The organism is Moritella dasanensis ArB 0140, assembly GCF_000276805.1.
GTDB lineage: Bacteria > Pseudomonadota > Gammaproteobacteria > Enterobacterales > Moritellaceae > Moritella > Moritella dasanensis.
Genome location: NZ_AKXQ01000042.1, coordinates 1 through 16,875, shown reverse-complemented (window position 1 = coordinate 16,875; position 16,875 = coordinate 1). Strand labels below are relative to the sequence as shown.

At 42.0% G+C, this 16,875-nt stretch carries 19 protein-coding genes and 1 tRNA gene; 12 read left to right on the top strand and 8 right to left on the bottom strand.

All coding sequences use genetic code 11. The annotated features are described in order from the left end of the window. Positions 1–22 precede the first annotated feature (22 nt). The 3 genes from A923_RS0121375 (at position 23) to A923_RS0121365 (ending at position 1,446) form a co-directional block, all read left to right on the top strand. A tRNA-Pro gene (locus tag A923_RS0121375) sits at positions 23–99 on the top strand. A gap of 226 nt (positions 100–325) precedes the next feature. After that, positions 326–565: a hypothetical protein gene (locus tag A923_RS0121370; RefSeq protein WP_017223726.1), complete on the top strand. Its 240-nt coding sequence runs from the start codon at positions 326–328 to the stop codon at positions 563–565. Between the two features lie 161 nt (positions 566–726). Then, positions 727–1,446, top strand: a complete 720-nt coding sequence (locus A923_RS0121365; RefSeq protein ID WP_017223725.1) for a hypothetical protein — start codon at positions 727–729, stop codon at positions 1,444–1,446. Between the two features lie 98 nt (positions 1,447–1,544). Here the strand turns inward: A923_RS0121365 and A923_RS0121360 are convergent, their stop codons facing one another. After that, the gene (locus A923_RS0121360; protein WP_017223724.1) at positions 1,545–2,042 is read right to left on the bottom strand and encodes a CreA family protein; all 498 of its coding nucleotides are present in this window, start codon (positions 2,040–2,042) and stop codon (positions 1,545–1,547) included. 151 nt (positions 2,043–2,193) lie between these two features. Next, entirely contained in the window at positions 2,194–2,574 is a 381-nt protein-coding gene (locus tag A923_RS0121355) for a TraR/DksA family transcriptional regulator (protein ID WP_017223723.1), read from the bottom strand. Positions 2,575–2,889: 315 nt separating this feature from the next. Between A923_RS0121355 and A923_RS0121350 the strand changes: the two genes are divergently transcribed. After that, on the top strand, positions 2,890–3,126 hold the full coding sequence (locus A923_RS0121350; protein ID WP_017223722.1) for a hypothetical protein: 237 nt from the start codon (positions 2,890–2,892) through the stop codon (positions 3,124–3,126). An 8-nt stretch (positions 3,127–3,134) separates the two neighbouring features. Further along, positions 3,135–4,493: a DNA recombination protein RmuC gene (gene rmuC, locus A923_RS22410; RefSeq protein WP_017223721.1), complete on the top strand. Its 1,359-nt coding sequence runs from the start codon at positions 3,135–3,137 to the stop codon at positions 4,491–4,493. A gap of 14 nt (positions 4,494–4,507) precedes the next feature. Here the strand turns inward: rmuC and A923_RS0121340 are convergent, their stop codons facing one another. From A923_RS0121340 to def, 5 genes are all read right to left on the bottom strand, one after another. Continuing rightward, positions 4,508–5,953: a TrkH family potassium uptake protein gene (locus A923_RS0121340; protein WP_017223720.1), complete on the bottom strand. Its 1,446-nt coding sequence runs from the start codon at positions 5,951–5,953 to the stop codon at positions 4,508–4,510. A gap of 21 nt (positions 5,954–5,974) precedes the next feature. Next, a complete protein-coding gene (gene trkA, locus A923_RS0121335; RefSeq protein ID WP_017223719.1) occupies positions 5,975–7,351 on the bottom strand; it encodes a Trk system potassium transporter TrkA in 1,377 nt (458 codons plus the stop codon). Positions 7,352–7,537: 186 nt separating this feature from the next. Continuing rightward, positions 7,538–8,833 carry a 16S rRNA (cytosine(967)-C(5))-methyltransferase RsmB gene (gene rsmB, locus A923_RS0121330; RefSeq protein WP_017223718.1) on the bottom strand — a complete coding sequence of 432 codons (1,296 nt, stop codon included), beginning with the start codon at positions 8,831–8,833 and terminating at the stop codon, positions 7,538–7,540. 51 nt (positions 8,834–8,884) lie between these two features. After that, the gene (gene fmt, locus A923_RS0121325; RefSeq protein WP_017223717.1) at positions 8,885–9,838 is read right to left on the bottom strand and encodes a methionyl-tRNA formyltransferase; all 954 of its coding nucleotides are present in this window, start codon (positions 9,836–9,838) and stop codon (positions 8,885–8,887) included. Positions 9,839–9,860: 22 nt separating this feature from the next. Then, on the bottom strand, positions 9,861–10,364 hold the full coding sequence (gene def, locus A923_RS0121320; protein ID WP_017223716.1) for a peptide deformylase: 504 nt from the start codon (positions 10,362–10,364) through the stop codon (positions 9,861–9,863). A 105-nt stretch (positions 10,365–10,469) separates the two neighbouring features. Between def and A923_RS0121315 the strand changes: the two genes are divergently transcribed. The 7 genes from A923_RS0121315 (at position 10,470) to aroE (ending at position 15,987) form a co-directional block, all read left to right on the top strand. Then, positions 10,470–11,561 (top strand): LysM peptidoglycan-binding domain-containing protein, encoded by a 1,092-nt coding sequence (locus A923_RS0121315; RefSeq protein ID WP_017223715.1) that lies wholly within the window; start codon positions 10,470–10,472, stop codon positions 11,559–11,561. A gap of 23 nt (positions 11,562–11,584) precedes the next feature. Continuing rightward, positions 11,585–12,691, top strand: coding sequence for a DNA-processing protein DprA (dprA, locus tag A923_RS0121310; protein ID WP_017223714.1), 1,107 nt, complete (start codon positions 11,585–11,587; stop codon positions 12,689–12,691). Continuing rightward, positions 12,691–13,167 carry a DUF494 family protein gene (locus A923_RS0121305; RefSeq protein WP_017223713.1) on the top strand — a complete coding sequence of 159 codons (477 nt, stop codon included), beginning with the start codon at positions 12,691–12,693 and terminating at the stop codon, positions 13,165–13,167. Before dprA ends, A923_RS0121305 begins: the two co-directional genes overlap by 1 nt. 107 nt (positions 13,168–13,274) lie before the next feature. After that, positions 13,275–13,844, top strand: coding sequence for a DNA topoisomerase family protein (locus A923_RS0121300; protein ID WP_017223712.1), 570 nt, complete (start codon positions 13,275–13,277; stop codon positions 13,842–13,844). A 61-nt stretch (positions 13,845–13,905) separates the two neighbouring features. Further along, positions 13,906–14,421 carry a 5-(carboxyamino)imidazole ribonucleotide mutase gene (gene purE, locus A923_RS0121295; protein WP_017223711.1) on the top strand — a complete coding sequence of 172 codons (516 nt, stop codon included), beginning with the start codon at positions 13,906–13,908 and terminating at the stop codon, positions 14,419–14,421. A 71-nt stretch (positions 14,422–14,492) separates the two neighbouring features. Then, entirely contained in the window at positions 14,493–15,080 is a 588-nt protein-coding gene (gene tsaC, locus A923_RS0121290; protein WP_017223710.1) for an L-threonylcarbamoyladenylate synthase type 1 TsaC, read from the top strand. Between the two features lie 94 nt (positions 15,081–15,174). Continuing rightward, the gene (gene aroE / locus A923_RS0121285) at positions 15,175–15,987 is read left to right on the top strand and encodes a shikimate dehydrogenase (RefSeq protein WP_017223709.1); all 813 of its coding nucleotides are present in this window, start codon (positions 15,175–15,177) and stop codon (positions 15,985–15,987) included. A gap of 66 nt (positions 15,988–16,053) precedes the next feature. On the opposite strand, the gene A923_RS0121280 is transcribed toward aroE, so the two are convergent. Further along, complete coding sequence (locus A923_RS0121280) at positions 16,054–16,596, bottom strand: gamma carbonic anhydrase family protein (protein ID WP_017223708.1); 543 nt, start codon at positions 16,594–16,596, stop codon at positions 16,054–16,056. Positions 16,597–16,875 lie beyond the last annotated feature (279 nt).

Genomic DNA, 16,875 nt, shown 5'->3' with positions numbered 1-16,875 from the left:
GTCTCTCCTTCCGCACCATGTTCGGTGATTAGCGCAGCTTGGTAGCGCACCTGGTTTGGGACCAGGGGGTCAGAGGTTCGAATCCTCTATCACCGACCACTTATATTTCCAAGTAATTGGAATCTGGAAAAGCCTGCTCATTGAGCAGGCTTTTTTCGTTTCTGACTTCACACTTCTGTTCTCGCTTGATATGACACTTGGTCATTTATCCGTTTTACCTCTCAAACTATCTAATGGGCTATTTCCCTGCGCGAATGAATGTGGTGTTATAACCCTTCATTATATTTCTAAGGGATAGAAATCTGGGGGCGTTATGGGGGGAGTTATGGATGGGAAACTCGATATAGAACAAAGAGAATCAGGGGCGAATACAGTAATATCATCACTGCTAAAAACAGCAGGTGGCATGACAGGGATCTCGGCAGTATTACAACAAAGTAAATTTGAATCATTATTACTTAGCGTTCAATTAGCTGATGATGATCTTAACGAGGTGGATTTACTCTCTCGTTTATTAGGTGTTGAACCATTAATTTCAGAGCAAGAACATGGTAACAAAGTCTAAAATAAGCAGGTAAAGCCCATTCTTCGGTAATGGGCTTTTTTTTGTCTGAATTTCCATTCCCTTGACCACTTTCAATGTCAGTTTTACGTAATTATTGATTATCACCTTACCGCGACACTGATATAATCTTGCACTTCATTTATTCACTAACGGGTTGTCGCGTGACTGAAATCAGTTTTTATCAACAAATTTATCCTATTATTGTCATGATGCCGATTGCGGCGGCTTGTTTTTTAGCGCTGGTATTATCGAAAGGCGAAGTCTGTCCTGGCCAGCGTAAACGTATTACCGAAAACATGATCTCGATTTGGGCTGTCCTCGCGTTAGGCCTGATGATTGGCATTGAAATCTATGCAACGACGTTAACTTTAGTTATCGGTGGGATCGCGGTATTTATTGGCATAATCCAAAACTTAATTCAATCTCGCCTTGAAGGTAAACGAGCGATACCAAGTACTTGGTTGCGCTTGCCGATCTCTCTGGCGGTGATCACTGGATTATTAGTGTTGTGGCAACAGCAACAACCATTATTACTATTAGAAGCGGTATTATTAGGTGCGGTATTCGCGCATGTTATCTTATTGCGCGCAAAACATCGCTTACAGGCTTTTAATGTTATTTTACCTATCGTAGGTATCGCGAGCAGTGTATTGCTGATGTTGGGCTTACTGGTTGTCGCTAGCATGCATGCAGGGTCAAGTAATATGCCGGTGATCCAAGAATTTGTTATTTATCGGGCGATTATTTTATTGCTGGCATTAGCGGTGTGGACTATCCCTCTTTATACCAAGCAAGAGTACACGCCGAATATGGTGTCACTGACAACGGTATTGTTATTATTCTCTGAAGTGATTGGCATGGGCGTTATTGCGGCATTTTAATTTATAACTGCAGACGATTTAGCGTAATCATTTAACGTTATCATCTAAAACAATAAAGCCACTGATGACAGTGGCTTTATTATTTTAATATGCAGGTATTATTGTGCTACTACTGGAGCCTGCCAAGCTTTTGTGGCCCATAACGGCACTGTTGATAACGAGTGCTTATAACTCCCATTTATCTCTTTTGTCGAGTACGACACATACAATAAACTTTGGCTATCGGCATCAAAAATACGACGTATTTTCAGTGATTTAAATAAGATGCTTTTTGATTGTTTGAAGATTACTTCGCCACCTTTTGATGTATCAATTGTCGCTAACATCGCCGCGGTGATCTCACCCGTTTGGCGACAGGCTATGCCCATATCTGACGGATCAGAAAAATCTAAATCTGCTTCAATATGACTGACGTGACAAGTGACACCGGAAATAGCAGGGTCAACGAAGCTGTTGATCTTAATGTCTTTAGTGGTAAATAAACCGAGGCTGATTTTACCTGATTCATCATCACTACAACCACTTAACGCAACACTGCTGACAAGTAATGTAAATAGACTGAGTTTCTTAAAATTGACTGACAATGGCTTTAACATCGATGCATTCCTATTGCGGGTTATGTGGGAGAGATGACAGATTAATACGGTTCGACAAATGAGGAAAGCAATAACATCAATTGTTATTACCTTCCATCTTTTATCGTTTTATTGATAACAACCAGAGCTGGTTATTCGATTGTACTTAGGATTAGCGGCGGTATAAGCTGTGATCAGTAAACTCTTTAGTTGACTGACACTCTAAGCATAAACGCGACTCAGGGCGTGCTTGTAAGCGTTTAATCGATATTTCATCACCACAGCTATCACAATAACCATAATCGCCGCTTTCAATACGACGTAGCGCTTTGACGATTTTTTTGATGTGCAATTTATCGTGCTCAATACGGTTTAACTCAAGGCGATGTGCTTCTTCCATTGCGGCACGGTCAATCTCATCGGCCATTTCATTACTATCAGAAATAACCACGTTGATTGACTGATTTTCGACACGCGTTATGATCTCATGCTGGTCTGTTTCTAGTTTCTCTTTGAAATAGGCTACTTGGCCTTCATTCATAAAATCGCTCATATATATTACCTATTTCGTATTCGGATTATAATTAATTAGCATAATAGACATTTTGATTGTCCATAACATAGGGGGAAAACCCTATTTTGGTAAAAAATAGCTGAAGATTACAAGTTGGGGTATTTTGTCTCGTTTCAAGGGGAATGACTAATTAATCCGTATTATTTTCTCTGAAATGTGCTCTGATTGCGATTATCCGTAGTGGATTAGTTTTAATCTTGAGCAGGTTAGGCTAACATCGCTATTTATTTTCAGCAAGGTTAACGCTGACATTTAAATACCATTGTGAAGCGCTATGGTTAAAGGATCATGTTGATGAAAGCGATAACTGTACACCGTCCGACTTTAAAAGTTATATGGAAGCTTTTAGTTTTCTTGTTTTTCCCGTTAATTATCTGGTTATACAGCGTCATTGGTGATGTACCATTTGCGAGCATCGATAGTGGTGCTAATTATCATAAGTGGATCATCTTTTTTCTTTATCTCGGTTGTCTTGCTGTGTGGTTGTATCTCGATCGCACGTTGTCGCACAGCTCCTTTTTTCGTCGTTAAGCTATTTTATGAGTATTGATCCCTTGCTTCCCCTATTCCCCTATATTGCCGCGACGTGTGTTGCGATCATCTGCGCGCTGATTGCGATTCACAAACGTCAGCAAGCGATATTGTCAATGCAAACCTTAAGTCATGACGTTGAGCTATTAGAGCAACAATTAGATAATGTGAACTACAGTCACAGCCAGTTACAACAAGAGCATGAAGGCATTAAGTTAAAATTAGAATCGCAAAATAATCAGCTGATTAAATTGATGTCGCGATTACGTGAAAGTGATATTCGTCTGCAGACTGAACGCCAAGCCAGTGAAGATAAGCTGGCCATGCAAGCGCAATCAGAGCAACGCTTGCAACAACAGTTCGAAAATTTGGCGAATAAGATTTTTGATAGTAAGACCGACAATTTCCAACAACTCAATAAGTCTAGTGTGGAATTACTGTTGTCGCCATTAAAAACCCAACTCGAGGGCTTTAAGCAGCAAGTGCAAGATGTTTACTCTAATGAAGCCAAAGAGCGCCACAGTTTACAATCTGAAGTTGCCCGGTTACAGCAAGTTTATCAGCTGATGTCGAGTGAAACGGCGAACCTGACCAAAGCGCTGAAAGGAGATAATAAGCAACAAGGAAATTGGGGGGAAGTTATTCTCGCGAGGATCTTGTCGGAGTCGGGGTTACGTGAAGGGCATGAATATGACGTCCAAGTGAGCTTAAACAATGAACACGGAAAACGCTTTCAGCCGGATGTTATCGTGCATTTGCCCCAAGACAAGGATGTGGTTGTTGATTCTAAGGTGTCATTAACGGCTTATGAGCGTTATTTCAATGCTGAGGATGAGGTAACCCGTAAACAAGCACTACAGGAGCATGTGGTATCTGTACGTAGCCATATCCGAGAACTTGGCCGTAAAGATTATCATTTGTTGCAAGGACTCAAAACCCTCGATTATGTGTTGCTGTTTGTGGCTGTTGAACCGGCCTTTTTAGCGGCGCTAGAAGCGGATCCAAGTTTGATGAAGTTCGCGTTAGATAATAACATTATGTTAGTTAGCCCCACGAATTTATTGGTTGCGCTGCGTACCATCGATAATTTGTGGCGTTATGAACGTCAGAACCAAAATGCCCAGTTAATTGCGGAACGTGCGGGTAAGATCTATGAGAAGTTACGCTTGTTTAGTGACGATATGCAAGATATGGGCGTGGCCTTAGATAGAGCCCAAGACAGTTATGATTCGGCGATGAAACGGTTAGCGACAGGCAAAGGTAATTTAATTAAACAAGCCCAGCAGTTTGTTGAGCTGGGTGTCGAAGTTAAAAAACCATTACCTGCCGATCTGATCGAAAAAAGCAGCGTAAACTTATTGGAATAACCACTTCGCTGCGGTTAACCTTTCCAAAATGCGGGGGTGACAAGCACTAACACTGTCATGATCTCTAGTCGCCCCATCAACATACCTAGACTCAGCGCCCATTTTGCACTATCAGGTAAACTCGCAAAGTTACCCGATGGACCAATGACGGGACCTAATCCGGGACCGACATTGGCAACCGCCGTTATGGCGCCGGTAATACTGGTGATAGGATCTAAGCCGAGAAGGCTCAATACCGCCGCTAATATGGCGATTGTAGCAATGAAAGCACTGCCAAAAGCAACAACGGAACGCACTATCACATCATTGACATGACGACCGTTGTAGTGCTGTCTGAATACGCCTGATGGATGTACTAACTGTGACATTTGCTTACGGAATAACGTAAATGCAATTTGAAAACGGAAAATTTTAATACCGCCAGATGTCGAGCCAGAACAGGCTCCTGTAAACATCAAACCAGCAAATAATACCGTGGTAAATTCACCCCAAGTGCCGAAATCTGTTAAGCCGAACCCTGTCGTCGTGACTACTGATACGATATTAAACATGCTAATACGTATAGCATCACTGAGGCTGAAAACATCTTTTTGCCAGAGGTAGATCGACATAGTAAGTGTCATTATCAGGACCAGTTTGGCAAAGCCGATGATCTGAGCGTCCTTGAGAAGCACTTTGATATTGCGACGATGAATTGCAGTGATCAAGAGCAAGAAAGGCAACCCCCCCAAAAACATAAAGAAGGTACCATTCCATTGTGCTGCATTGGAGAAGTGCGCCATCGATTGATCTGAGGTTGAATAGCCCCCTGTTGATAGCGTGGTCATCGCATGGTTAATGGCTTCGAAACTACTCATTCCTGCCGTCAGATAACCGAAATAGCACAACACGGTTAAGCTTACATAGATATACATGATGTAGGCAGCAGTATGCTGTGTTTTCGCGGTGTTTTTATCCGACCAATCAGACGATTCAGTTTGGAATAGACGCATACCACCGACGTTTAAATAAGGTAATACTGCCACTCCCATCACCACAAAACCAACACCGCCTAACCATTGTAGAATAGAGCGCCATAACAGGACGCTATGGGCTGTGGTATCTAAGTTCGATAATACGGTGGAACCTGTGGTGGTGATGCCTGACATGGTTTCGAAATAGGCATCGGTATAACTAATATGCTGGATCAGCATCAGTGGTAGGGCGGCAAAGGCAGACGCAATTATCCAGACACAGGTGGTCAGCAAAAACATTTCGCGGATCCCGAGTTTGAATTCTTTGGAACGACCTTTATGCCAAAATAAACCCGATGCAATGGTGGTGATAACAATGGATTTAAAGAATTCGGGCACGCCATGGCCATCGGTATATATGGCTAATACCAAGGGCGCGATCATAAACAAGGCAAGGGCGCGTAGCACCACACTTGCCATGAACAATATAGGTTTTAAATTAACCATGAAACAAGCTTCTGTGCGTGTTTATAAGAAAAATGGACTAGGTTGGAAAAGTTTTTCAACATCAGGGATAAACTTTTTATCAACCAAGAACATCACCACGTGATCATCTTGTTCAATCACTGTGTTGTCATGTGCGATTAACACGGCATCTTTACGTACAATGGCGCCGATCGTGGTACCAACAGGTAGTTTTAAACTGCCGATAGCGCGGCCAACCACGCGTGATGTTAATTTGTCACCATGAGCAATGGCTTCAATAGCTTCGGCTGCACCACGACGTAACGAGTAAACATTAGCAATATCAGCACGACGTACGTGCGTTAATAGCGCTGAGATAGTGGCTTGCTGCGGTGAAATAGCAATATCAATGGTGCCGCCTTGCACAAGGTCCACATAAGCCCCACGTTGAATCAGTACCATGGCTTTTTTAGCGCCCATGCGTTTGGCTAACATGGCGGACATGATATTGGCTTCATCATCATTGGTTACGGCAATAAATACATCGGTTTGGTCAATATGCTCTTCATTAAGCAGTTCTTGATCCGATGCATCGCCACAGAACACGATGGTATTGTTGAGCATTTCTGATAACTGTTCGGCGCGGGTAATATTACGTTCGATGAGTTTGACCGAGTAATCACGTTCTAAACGACTTGCGAGCGCTGCGCCAATGTTACCACCGCCTGCAATAATAATACGACGATAAGGTTTTTCGAGTTTTTGTAACTCACTCATCACCGCGCGGATATTATTACTTGCAGAGACAAAGAAAACTTCGTCATCGGCTTCAATAATCGTGGTGCCGAGTGGCCGGATCGGTTTACCTTGACGGAAAATCGCCGCTACACGCGCTTCAACATTGGGCATGTGTTCACGCAATGCGGCTAGCGCATTACCAACCAATGGACCGCCGTAATAAGCTTTCAATGCCACCAGTCCGACTTTGTTATTGGCAAAGTTAACCACTTGCAATGCGCCAGGGTAGTCGATAAGACGCTTAATATAATCGGTAACGAGTTGCTCGGGTGCAATTAAATGATCAACCGCAATCGCACCGTTATGGAACAAGGTGTCTTTGTGGTTTAGATAAGATTCGTTTCTGATCCGCGCGATTTTATTTGGGGTATTAAAGAGGGTGTAAGCAATTTGACAGGCGATCATATTGGTTTCGTCGTTGTTGGTTACTGCAACGAGCATATCTGCATCTTGTGCACCTGCTTCGCGCAGTACGTCTGGGTTAGCCCCGTGACCTTCCACAACCCGTAAATCAAATTTATCTTGTAAGTTTCTTAGGCTGTTGCCATCGCGGTCGATAATGGTAATGTCATTATTCTCACCGACTAAATTTTCAGCTAGTGTGCCGCCGACTTGGCCTGCACCAATAATGATAATTTTCATTTAACCTCGCACCAAATAAAATTGTCGTGATCTGTTTGATTTCGCTATTCTACGCCTATCTAAGTTAAAGTCGAACTAAGCCAGTGTTTAATAAAGAAAATGTTCAATCAAGAAAAAAGTTTAATAACGCCAATAGTTTATAGCCAACTGATAATGATGTATCAGTTGGCTATAGCGGCTATACCGTTAAGCTTTTTTTTGTAACTTCGCGTAGAAGAAACCATCCATACCTTGGGTATTCGGTAGGATCTGCCAGCTAAATGCTTGATCATCACTGTTTGCGATTAATGGAACTAGCATTGCGTCCGGCGTGCGAGCAACAAATTGACTAATCTGTTCACTGTTTTCTGCCGGTAAAATAGAACAGGTTGCGTATAACAAGGTGCCACCTGGTTTTAGTTGCAGCCACATCGCATCTAAGATTTCTGCTTGCAGTTGTACTAATGGGGCAATATCACTGTCGCGACGTAGCCATTTAATATCAGGGTGACGACGAATTACACCGGTTGCACTACAAGGCGCATCTAATAAGATACGGTCGAATTTGTCACCTTTCCACCAATCTTCAGGCTTGCTTGCATCACCGTGAATTAACTCAGCCTCTAACTGCATACGCGTTAAATTTTCTTGTACACGTGCTAGACGCGTTTCATCAAAATCTACCGCAACAAGGTGTTTAAGTGCCGGTTGTCGCTCTAAAATGTGGGCTGTTTTGCCTCCGGGTGCTGCACATGCATCAAGTACTAGCTCACCTGGTTGAGCATCTAAGAATTGCGCTGCAAATTGCGCTGCGCCATCTTGTACTGAACTGTGGCCTTCAGCAAAACCTGCAAGTTTGTACACATCAGTCGGTTTTTCTAAGCGTAATGCTGAATCTGCACTTTCTACTATCTCAGCAACGATCTCGTCTGCTGCGAGTAATGCTTGATAATCTGCGCGGTTATGATGCTGCTCGTTCACGCGGATCCACATTGGTGGGCGTTCATTGTTGGCTATTAATACCGCTTGCCACTGTTTTGGGTAAGCAGCTTTAATACGTTTGATTAACCAACCTGGATGACCAAATTTACAGGCATCATTACCGTCTGCTAGCGTTTCTAGGTCGTCTTGTTGACGTTGGTAATTACGTAAAATAGCATTAACTAAACCACTTAATTTAGGTGATTTTAATACTTTGATTGCGTTTACTGTTTCTGCTACTGCAGCATGAGCAGGGATACGCATGTATTTTAACTGATATAAACCCACCAAAATTAAGAAGTGCACAGGTCTTTGTTTACCGATTAATGGTTTGCTCATTAATTGGCGACTAATAAACTCGAGGCGCGGTAACCAGCGCAGTACGCCGTAACAGATCTCCTGTAGTAAAGCACGATCCTTGGCTGGTAATAATTGCTGAGCAATTGGTAAGGCTGTCGTCAATGACTGACCTCTATCAACAACTTGGTAAAGTACTTTTGCGGCGCTAGCTCTGGTTTTCATGTATATATATCCGAGGTAAAACCGCCCAATACGATTGAGCGGTTATAAGTATTAAATAGAATTTAGTAATTGACCAACAGTAAACCACTCTTTACGAGCGTTTAGGATGTCTTGAACTGGCATGGCTTTTTTCCCGGCAAGTTGCAGGTTTAATAGCGTTAATACGCCATCACCCGTAGCAACTTGGATGCCGATTTTTGTTGCTGCTAGTACGGTGCCTGGTTGCGCGTTAGTGGTTTCTTCACTCACGCTTGCTTGCCAGATCTTAACATTTTGTTCGGCAATTTGTGTATAGCTTACAGGCCAAGGGTTAAAAGCACGTACTTGACGTTCAATTTCTACAGCAGATTGAGTCCAATCTATGTTGGCTTCTTCTTTACTTAGTTTTGCTGCATAGTTTGATTGTTCGTCATCTTGCACTTCAGCAACGGCAGTGTTGTCACTGATTTGTGCTAATGTTTCTAGCAAACCTTGTGGACCAAGCTCGGCAAGTTTGTCATATAAACTGGCACTGGTTTCATCAACCGCAATCGGACAGGTTACTTTATGCAACATAGCACCTGTATCAAGGCCTAAGTCCATTTGCATAATAGTGACGCCTGTTTCTGCATCACCGGCCCAGATTGAACGCTGGATTGGTGCTGCACCACGCCATCTTGGTAATAATGAACCGTGTACGTTAATACAACCTAAACGCGGCGTATCCAATACCACTTGTGGCAAGATCAAACCATACGCCACGACAACCATCAAATCCGCATCTAATGCCGATAATGCTTGTTGTGCTTCTTCATTACGTAAACTAGCGGGTTGATATACAGGAATGTCATGGCTAACAGCAAGTTGTTTTACGTCACTTGGTTTTAATTTTTTGCCGCGACCTGCTGGGCGATCGGGTTGGCTATATACCGCGATCACTTGATGCTCTGAATTAAGTAATGCAGAGAGGTGTTTTGCGGCAAAATCAGGGGTGCCTGCAAAAATAATGCGTAATGGTTTGGTCAAGGTTAATTCCTATTTTGTATTCTTATTTATTTTGACGTGCTAGTTTTTCTAGCTTTTTCCGAATTCTTAACTGCTTTAACGGTGATAAATAGTCAATGAACAGTTTACCATCTAGATGATCCAATTCGTGCTGTAAACAAATGGCTAATAAATCATGGGCTTCTAGTGTAAGCTCATTACCTTCACGGTCTATTGCTGTCACTGTTACGCTTTCTGCGCGTGAGACAAAAGCCCGTGAATCTGGTACCGATAGGCAGCCTTCTTCAATTCCCGTATCGCCGGATTTTTCGGTAATGACTGGGTTTATAAGGACTAGAGGTTCATTACGTGTTCCTGACACATCGATAACAACAATACGTTGTAAAATATTGACTTGTACAGCGGCTAACCCGATGCCTTCTTCGGCATACATGGTTTCGAGCATGTCATCGATGATGGTTTGCGTCGCTAGTGTGATTTCCTGCACAGGTTGAGCAATCATTTTTAATCGATCATCAGGAAAGTGTAAAACTTCTAATATAGCCATGGTACTTTCTTATTTTGAATGGATTCAAATAACGCTTAATTTTGACGTATAACGTTACAATAATCACTATAAATATAAGCGTTCAAACAACAATTAGGAAAGGATATGTCCATAAAACGTCGTTTGATCTTTGCTTTGGCTGCTATTTTACCCTTTTTAGCGCATGCTGATAGCTTAAACTTAAAAAATCAATATCCCACTGAATACATCGTCAAAGACGGTGATACGCTTTGGGATATATCAAATAAGTATTTACAGAGTCCGTGGTTATGGCCGCAGTTATGGGATGCCAACCCGGAACTTGATGATCCGCATCTTATCTACCCCGGTGATAAACTACAATTAATCTTTGTTGATGGACAACCCCGTTTAGTTCGTAATCATGTTCGTAAGCGGATATTAAAAGTGTCCCCTAAAGCGCGACCTGAATTAAAAGGTAGCCGCGCTATTCCGACAATCCCGTTAAAATTAATCAATTCTTTTTTAAGTCGTGACTACGTCGCTGCCGATGATAAATTAAAACAGGCTCCTGTGATCTTAGGCAATAATGATGGTAATAGTACATTTATTGTTGGTCACAGTATTTTTGCATCAAGCTCGTTAAAACCGGGTCAATACGGTATTTATCGCCGTGGTCGTACATATACAGATCCTGTTACTAATGAAAAATTAGGTAACGAAGTCGAGTTCATTGCGATAGCGCGGGTTGTTAATACCGGTACTGAAACGATCCCTGCAAAATTACTGATTTTGAAAAGTAGTAAAGAAGCGCGTAAAGGTGACCGATTACTGCCGATGCCAGAACAAGATCGATTACCGGTTTATTTCCAACCGCGTAATTTTCAGTTGGCTGATGATGGTTTGATTGTCGCGGCTGATGAACAATACAGTGCGATTGGTAAAAATGACGTTGTGGTCATCAATCGTGGCTGGCGCGACAGCGTTGGTGCCGGAGATGTGTTTGCCGTCTTAAAACGCGGTAAAACGATTATCCGTCATGAGCAAGATCTAGACTTTGACTATAGTGATCAAGTTAATCAATACGATAAGCTATTTTCTGATAAAAATGAGCTACAGCTCCCAGATGAACGAGTCGGAGAAATGATGGTGTTCAAAGTTTACGACAAAGTTAGCCTTGCGCTTATTACACATAGCTCACAAGTGATTAAACTTAACGATAAGGTAAGTAACTTATGATAACTAGAGTGTAAAGTGTAATTATGGTTAATGAGCAAGATAAGTATTGGTTAGCGTTATGCGATGTTCCGAAAATAGGGGGCAGTAGGGCGCTAAAATTACTGCAAAAAACATCATTAGCTAAATTATTTACCGGGTCTGCGCAGTATCTACAATCGCTTGGTTTAGATACTGCGCAGCAACAGGCCATACTCAATCCAAACTGGGCGGCTATTGATCACACCTTAACTTGGCTTGCAGAACAAGATAATCGTTACTTGCTCCCAATCACCACAAGTCAGTACCCATTGGCATTAAAAAATATCCCTTCACCCCCTTTGCTTTTGTATGTCGAAGGTAATGTTGAATTAATATCGAAACCACAAATCGCCATGGTTGGTACGCGCGCGCCAAGTTATTATGGCAAGCGGCATGCCCACAGTTTTGCTGCAGAACTCGTTCAGGTGGGATTAGTTGTCACCAGTGGTCTTGCTATTGGCGTCGATAGTGAGTGTCACCGCAGTGTACTCGCAGCCAAAGGGCATACTATTGCGGTGTTAGGGACGGGGTTAGCCAATATTTATCCTAAACGTCACCAAAAATTAGCGCAGCAGATCCGAGAACACGGCGCATTAGTTTCTGAATTTAGTCCTTTTACCCAAGCCAGACCAGAACATTTTCCCCGTCGTAATCGAATCGTCAGTGGCTTATCACTGGGTGTTGTAGTGATAGAGGCCGCATTGAACAGCGGTTCATTAATTTCAGCACGTTGTGCACTTGAACAAGGCCGAGAAGTCTTTGCGCTGCCTGGGGCGATTGATAATCCGATGGCTGCTGGCTGCCATTTTTTAATCCAGCAGGGGGCTAAGTTGATTACTCAAACCAGCGATATTACCGATGAACTTACATATATAAATGTACGTACGAATTTTGAACAAACAGACCTGTTCAGCGCGGATCCAGAAACTGTTTCATTGCCAAATCAAATTATCTTAGATAGTGTCGGTTATGAAGTAACGACAGCAGATCTAATTGCTGAGCGCAGCCAACAACCCGTTAGCCAAGTATTAACGAGTTTAATTGAACTAGAACTTGATAACTGGATCAATGCTGTGCCTGGTGGTTATGTGAGATCGCAACGGAGGGGCTAATGTTAGATGTACTGATTTATCTTTTCGAAAATTTTTATGAACAAAATGAATCTGAGTTTTTAGTTGATCGAGATAACTTGCTCGATGAGTTACTTGAGGCTGGTTTTGCTGAAGCTGAAATACTTAAAGCAATGACATGGATTGAGAATTTAGTCGAGATGCGTGATGGTGGTGTGCAAACACATCTACAGGTATCTAGTGTGAGCTCGATGCGAGTTTACACTGACGCTGAGCAATTCTATATCAATACTGAATGTCGTGGTTTTCTCCTCTTTTTAGAACATATTTCTGTACTTAATATTGAAACCAGAGAAATGGCAATTGCGCGATTAGTTGAATTGGAAAATACTAATTTAGATCTCGATGATATTAAGTGGGTCATTTTAATGGTGTTATTCAACGTGCCTGACGGTGAGGAAGCCTATTTGCAAATGGAAGAATTAGTGCATGCTAAAGAGCACAACTACTTGCATTAAACTTTCATGATACAGTGATCGGGTGATTTTAATTACATTAAATACTGGCATAAAATGTCAATTTTGCTAATATTCGCCCATCAATTATTCACTTAAAAATTGTTCAAATGTCTAAAAATGACGACAAATTATTTACAGTTCATGAACATGCCTTGGAGAAAGAGTACGAGACGTGCCCGCAATGCGGTGCTGAGTTAAGTATTAAGAATGCCAAATCGGGGCCTTTTTTAGGTTGCAATAATTATCCAACTTGTGATTATTCACGCCCATTATCAAATCAATCCCATTTCGAAGATGACAAAGTCCTTGTCGGCTCAGAATGTCCTGAATGTCAGCATGAGCTCGCACTGAAGCGTGGCCGTTATGGCTTCTTTATCGGTTGCACCCAATTTCCTACTTGCAATTATATGTCCAAAACAGAAACACCAGATGAGACTGGCATTAGTTGTCCACAGTGTAAATCGGGTGATTTACTGCAGAAGAAATCGCGTTTCGGAAAGATATTTTATTCTTGTAATAAATACCCTAAGTGTAAATACATTATTAATTTCAAACCTGTTTCAGAAGAATGCCCTGAGTGTCATTGGGGTATTTTAGTGGAAAAGAAAACCAGTAATGGAAAACAACTTATCTGTCCACAGAAAAGCTGTGGCTATAAGCGTGCTTTATTAGAATAGTGATCAACACTATCGATTAATTTAACCAATTAAAAATAACTCATACGGAAAGGGAATAATTATGTCTACACAATTTGTTGCAGTATTAATGGGCTCAGATTCAGATTTACCTGTCATGCAGGCGACACTGAACGTACTTAAATCATTTGAAATTAAGTACGAAGTGAAAGTAACTTCTGCTCACCGTACTCCAGCAGCGACACATGCGTATGTGACTGATGCTGAAAGTCGTGGTTGTGCTGTATTTATCTGTGCAGCAGGTCTTGCTGCGCATTTAGCTGGCGCAGTAGCAGGTATTACTACTCATCCTGTTATTGGTGTACCAATTGACGCAGGCCCGTTACAAGGTATGGATGCTTTACTATCAACAGTGCAAATGCCTGGTGGTGTACCTGTTGCTTCTGTAGCAATCGGTAGTGCTGGTGCTAAAAATGCGGGTTACCTTGCAGCACAAATGTTAGCAATCGGTAATCCAGAGATGGCGGCTAAAGTAAAAGCTGAGCGTCAAGCGAATGCAGAAAGCATTATAGCTAAAGATGCAGCATTACAAATTAAGTTAAAAGCACTGTCGCTGTAATTGGTAATAAACTAAGCTTATAACTGTCGTTATAGAGTAAGAAATGGTAGCGTAAGCTACCATTTTTATTTATGACTATTAATAATAGATATATTCCTGTGAACAATTTAACCGCTATTAGCAACGCAGTTGCCGCGTTACACAACCAGCAAGTTATTGCTTATCCAACTGAAGCTGTATTTGGCTTGGGTTGCGATCCAATGAATGAAACAGCCGTACTACGCCTATTAACCATTAAACAACGCCCGATTGAAAAAGGCTTGATCTTGATTGCTGCTAATTTAGCGCAATTAGAGCACTATGTTGATTTGAGTAAATTAACCGTTCAGCAAATAGAACGCATTAATCAAACTTGGCCTGGTCCTGCGACTTGGGTTATGCCAGCTAAAGCGCAAGTACCCAAATGGTTAACCGGACAATTTGATAGTATTGCTGTTCGTGTTTCTGCACATCCGACGGTTCAAAGATTGTGTTTGGCTTTTGGTGGACCTATTACTTCTACCAGTGCTAATTTAACGGGACTAACGCCATGCGTGACAACGGCAGAAGTCACTCAACAACTTGCCCCCCTACTTGGCGCTATTGTTGATGAAACGGTTGGTGAACTTGCACAACCAACGACGATCACTGACGCTGTGACTGGCCGAATCTACCGCTAAGTATTTTTATCTCGTTAATATCTATTGACCATTACAGCTAGAACGTTGTTTACTAGGTGCTTATTTATCTATCTCATTACAGGAGTTGTGCAGTATGGATCGTTATGCCGTATTTGGTAATCCAATAAACCACAGTAAATCACCGATGATCCACACCCTATTTGCGCAGCAAACAGCACAGCAATTGAGTTATCAAGCAATCGAAGCACCTATTGATGGTTTTGCTCAAGCAATGACAGCCTTTTTTTCGCAAGGTGGTAAAGGTTGCAATATTACGGTTCCTTTTAAGGAAGAAGCGTTTGCATTTGCGCAGCAACTCACACCGAGAGCAAAGCTCGCTGGTGCCGTTAATACATTAGTATTGACTGCAGATGGTGATGTGATCGGTGATAATACTGATGGCTTTGGTCTTGTACATGATTTACAGCAATATATGGAACTTGCTAATAAACGTATCCTGTTACTAGGAGCTGGCGGTGCTGCACGTGGTGTCATTGGTCCATTATTAGATCAAGGTATCCAAGAACTGGTTATCGCCAATCGAACTGATGCCAAGGCACATGCGTTAGCGACCCTCTTTCAGGATAAAGGCAATGTTAATGCTTGTCGTTTTACTGCATTAGTGGGTGATTTTGACCTTATCATTAATTCTACCTCTGCAAGTCTTTCTGGTTTAGTTCCTCCTATTGCCCCGACACTTGTCCGTAAAGGAACCGTTTGTTATGACATGATGTATAAAGCAGATGCGACTGCTTTTAATTCATGGGCAATAGAGCAAGGTGCAGAGTTAGTCATTGATGGTTTAGGGATGTTGGTTGGACAGGCTGCAGAAAGTTTTAAAGTGTGGCGTGGTATAACGCCAGTCATGTTGCCCGTACTCACCGAATTAAGAAAAACGATTAAATAGTCGTATGTCATATCCCTCTAACACGATTAGAGGGATATTTTGGTTTAGGCTGAGTTGTTTATTACATTACTGACTATCAGCAATATACTCATTTTTCAGAATAACGTAGTTATCGGCTGATAGTTTTAAAAATGCGATTTCCTCACCCGATAATGGTCTTGCCTGCTTTGCTGGACTGCCAATATACAGGTAACCACTTTTTAATGTTTTTCTTGGTGGCACCAAAGTACCCGCACCGATCATGACGTCAGCTTCAATAATCGCACCATCCAGAACAATTGCACCCATGCCTATTAATACTCGGTCACCAATGGTACAAGCATGTAATAAGGCTTTATGGCCAACGGTAACATCGTCACCAATAAGTAGTGGAATGCCATTTGGGTTTGCTGGACTTTTTCGGGTGACATGTAATACGCAACCATCTTGTACGTTAGTACGGGCACCAATCGAAATCCTATTTACATCACCACGTGCAGCAACCAGTGGCCATATGCTTGCATCATCGGCTATGGTTATATCGCCGATTAAGACTGCTGACTTATCTATATAAGCAGAGTTAGCTATTTTGGGTGCTATTCCTTGGTATTCTCGAAGTGAAGTGCTCATTGTTGTCCTTATATAGTCATGAATGTTAGTTAAATGTGCAAATAGCATGGTAAACAACCAAGCTGGATAGTGCTATATTATTTTCTTATAAATCACTTGCCTGTAAAGGTTAAATCCCTATAATGGCGCCTCACTGACACGGCAAGCGTCGTTCAGTAAGGTGTTTAAATCAACTTCGGTTAGTTTTTAAACTTCCTGAATAAAGCATTAATATGTGCTTGACTTCGAAACTGGTTGCCGTATTATACGCAGCCTGGCTACGACGAAAGACGTCAAGGT

Coding starts and splice junctions, on each gene's coding strand:
- A923_RS0121370 (WP_017223726.1), top strand. CDS start 326: ATGGATGGGAAACTCGATATAGAACAAAGAGAATCAGGGGCGAATACA.
- A923_RS0121360 (WP_017223724.1), bottom strand. CDS start 2,042: ATGTTAAAGCCATTGTCAGTCAATTTTAAGAAACTCAGTCTATTTACA.
- A923_RS0121355 (WP_017223723.1), bottom strand. CDS start 2,574: ATGAGCGATTTTATGAATGAAGGCCAAGTAGCCTATTTCAAAGAGAAA.
- A923_RS0121350 (WP_017223722.1), top strand. CDS start 2,890: ATGAAAGCGATAACTGTACACCGTCCGACTTTAAAAGTTATATGGAAG.
- rmuC (WP_017223721.1), top strand. CDS start 3,135: ATGAGTATTGATCCCTTGCTTCCCCTATTCCCCTATATTGCCGCGACG.
- A923_RS0121340 (WP_017223720.1), bottom strand. CDS start 5,953: ATGGTTAATTTAAAACCTATATTGTTCATGGCAAGTGTGGTGCTACGC.
- trkA (WP_017223719.1), bottom strand. CDS start 7,351: ATGAAAATTATCATTATTGGTGCAGGCCAAGTCGGCGGCACACTAGCT.
- rsmB (WP_017223718.1), bottom strand. CDS start 8,833: ATGAAAACCAGAGCTAGCGCCGCAAAAGTACTTTACCAAGTTGTTGAT.
- def (WP_017223716.1), bottom strand. CDS start 10,364: ATGGCTATATTAGAAGTTTTACACTTTCCTGATGATCGATTAAAAATG.
- A923_RS0121315 (WP_017223715.1), top strand. CDS start 10,470: ATGTCCATAAAACGTCGTTTGATCTTTGCTTTGGCTGCTATTTTACCC.
- dprA (WP_017223714.1), top strand. CDS start 11,585: ATGGTTAATGAGCAAGATAAGTATTGGTTAGCGTTATGCGATGTTCCG.
- A923_RS0121305 (WP_017223713.1), top strand. CDS start 12,691: ATGTTAGATGTACTGATTTATCTTTTCGAAAATTTTTATGAACAAAAT.
- A923_RS0121300 (WP_017223712.1), top strand. CDS start 13,275: ATGTCTAAAAATGACGACAAATTATTTACAGTTCATGAACATGCCTTG.
- purE (WP_017223711.1), top strand. CDS start 13,906: ATGTCTACACAATTTGTTGCAGTATTAATGGGCTCAGATTCAGATTTA.
- tsaC (WP_017223710.1), top strand. CDS start 14,493: ATGACTATTAATAATAGATATATTCCTGTGAACAATTTAACCGCTATT.
- aroE (WP_017223709.1), top strand. CDS start 15,175: ATGGATCGTTATGCCGTATTTGGTAATCCAATAAACCACAGTAAATCA.
- A923_RS0121280 (WP_017223708.1), bottom strand. CDS start 16,596: ATGAGCACTTCACTTCGAGAATACCAAGGAATAGCACCCAAAATAGCT.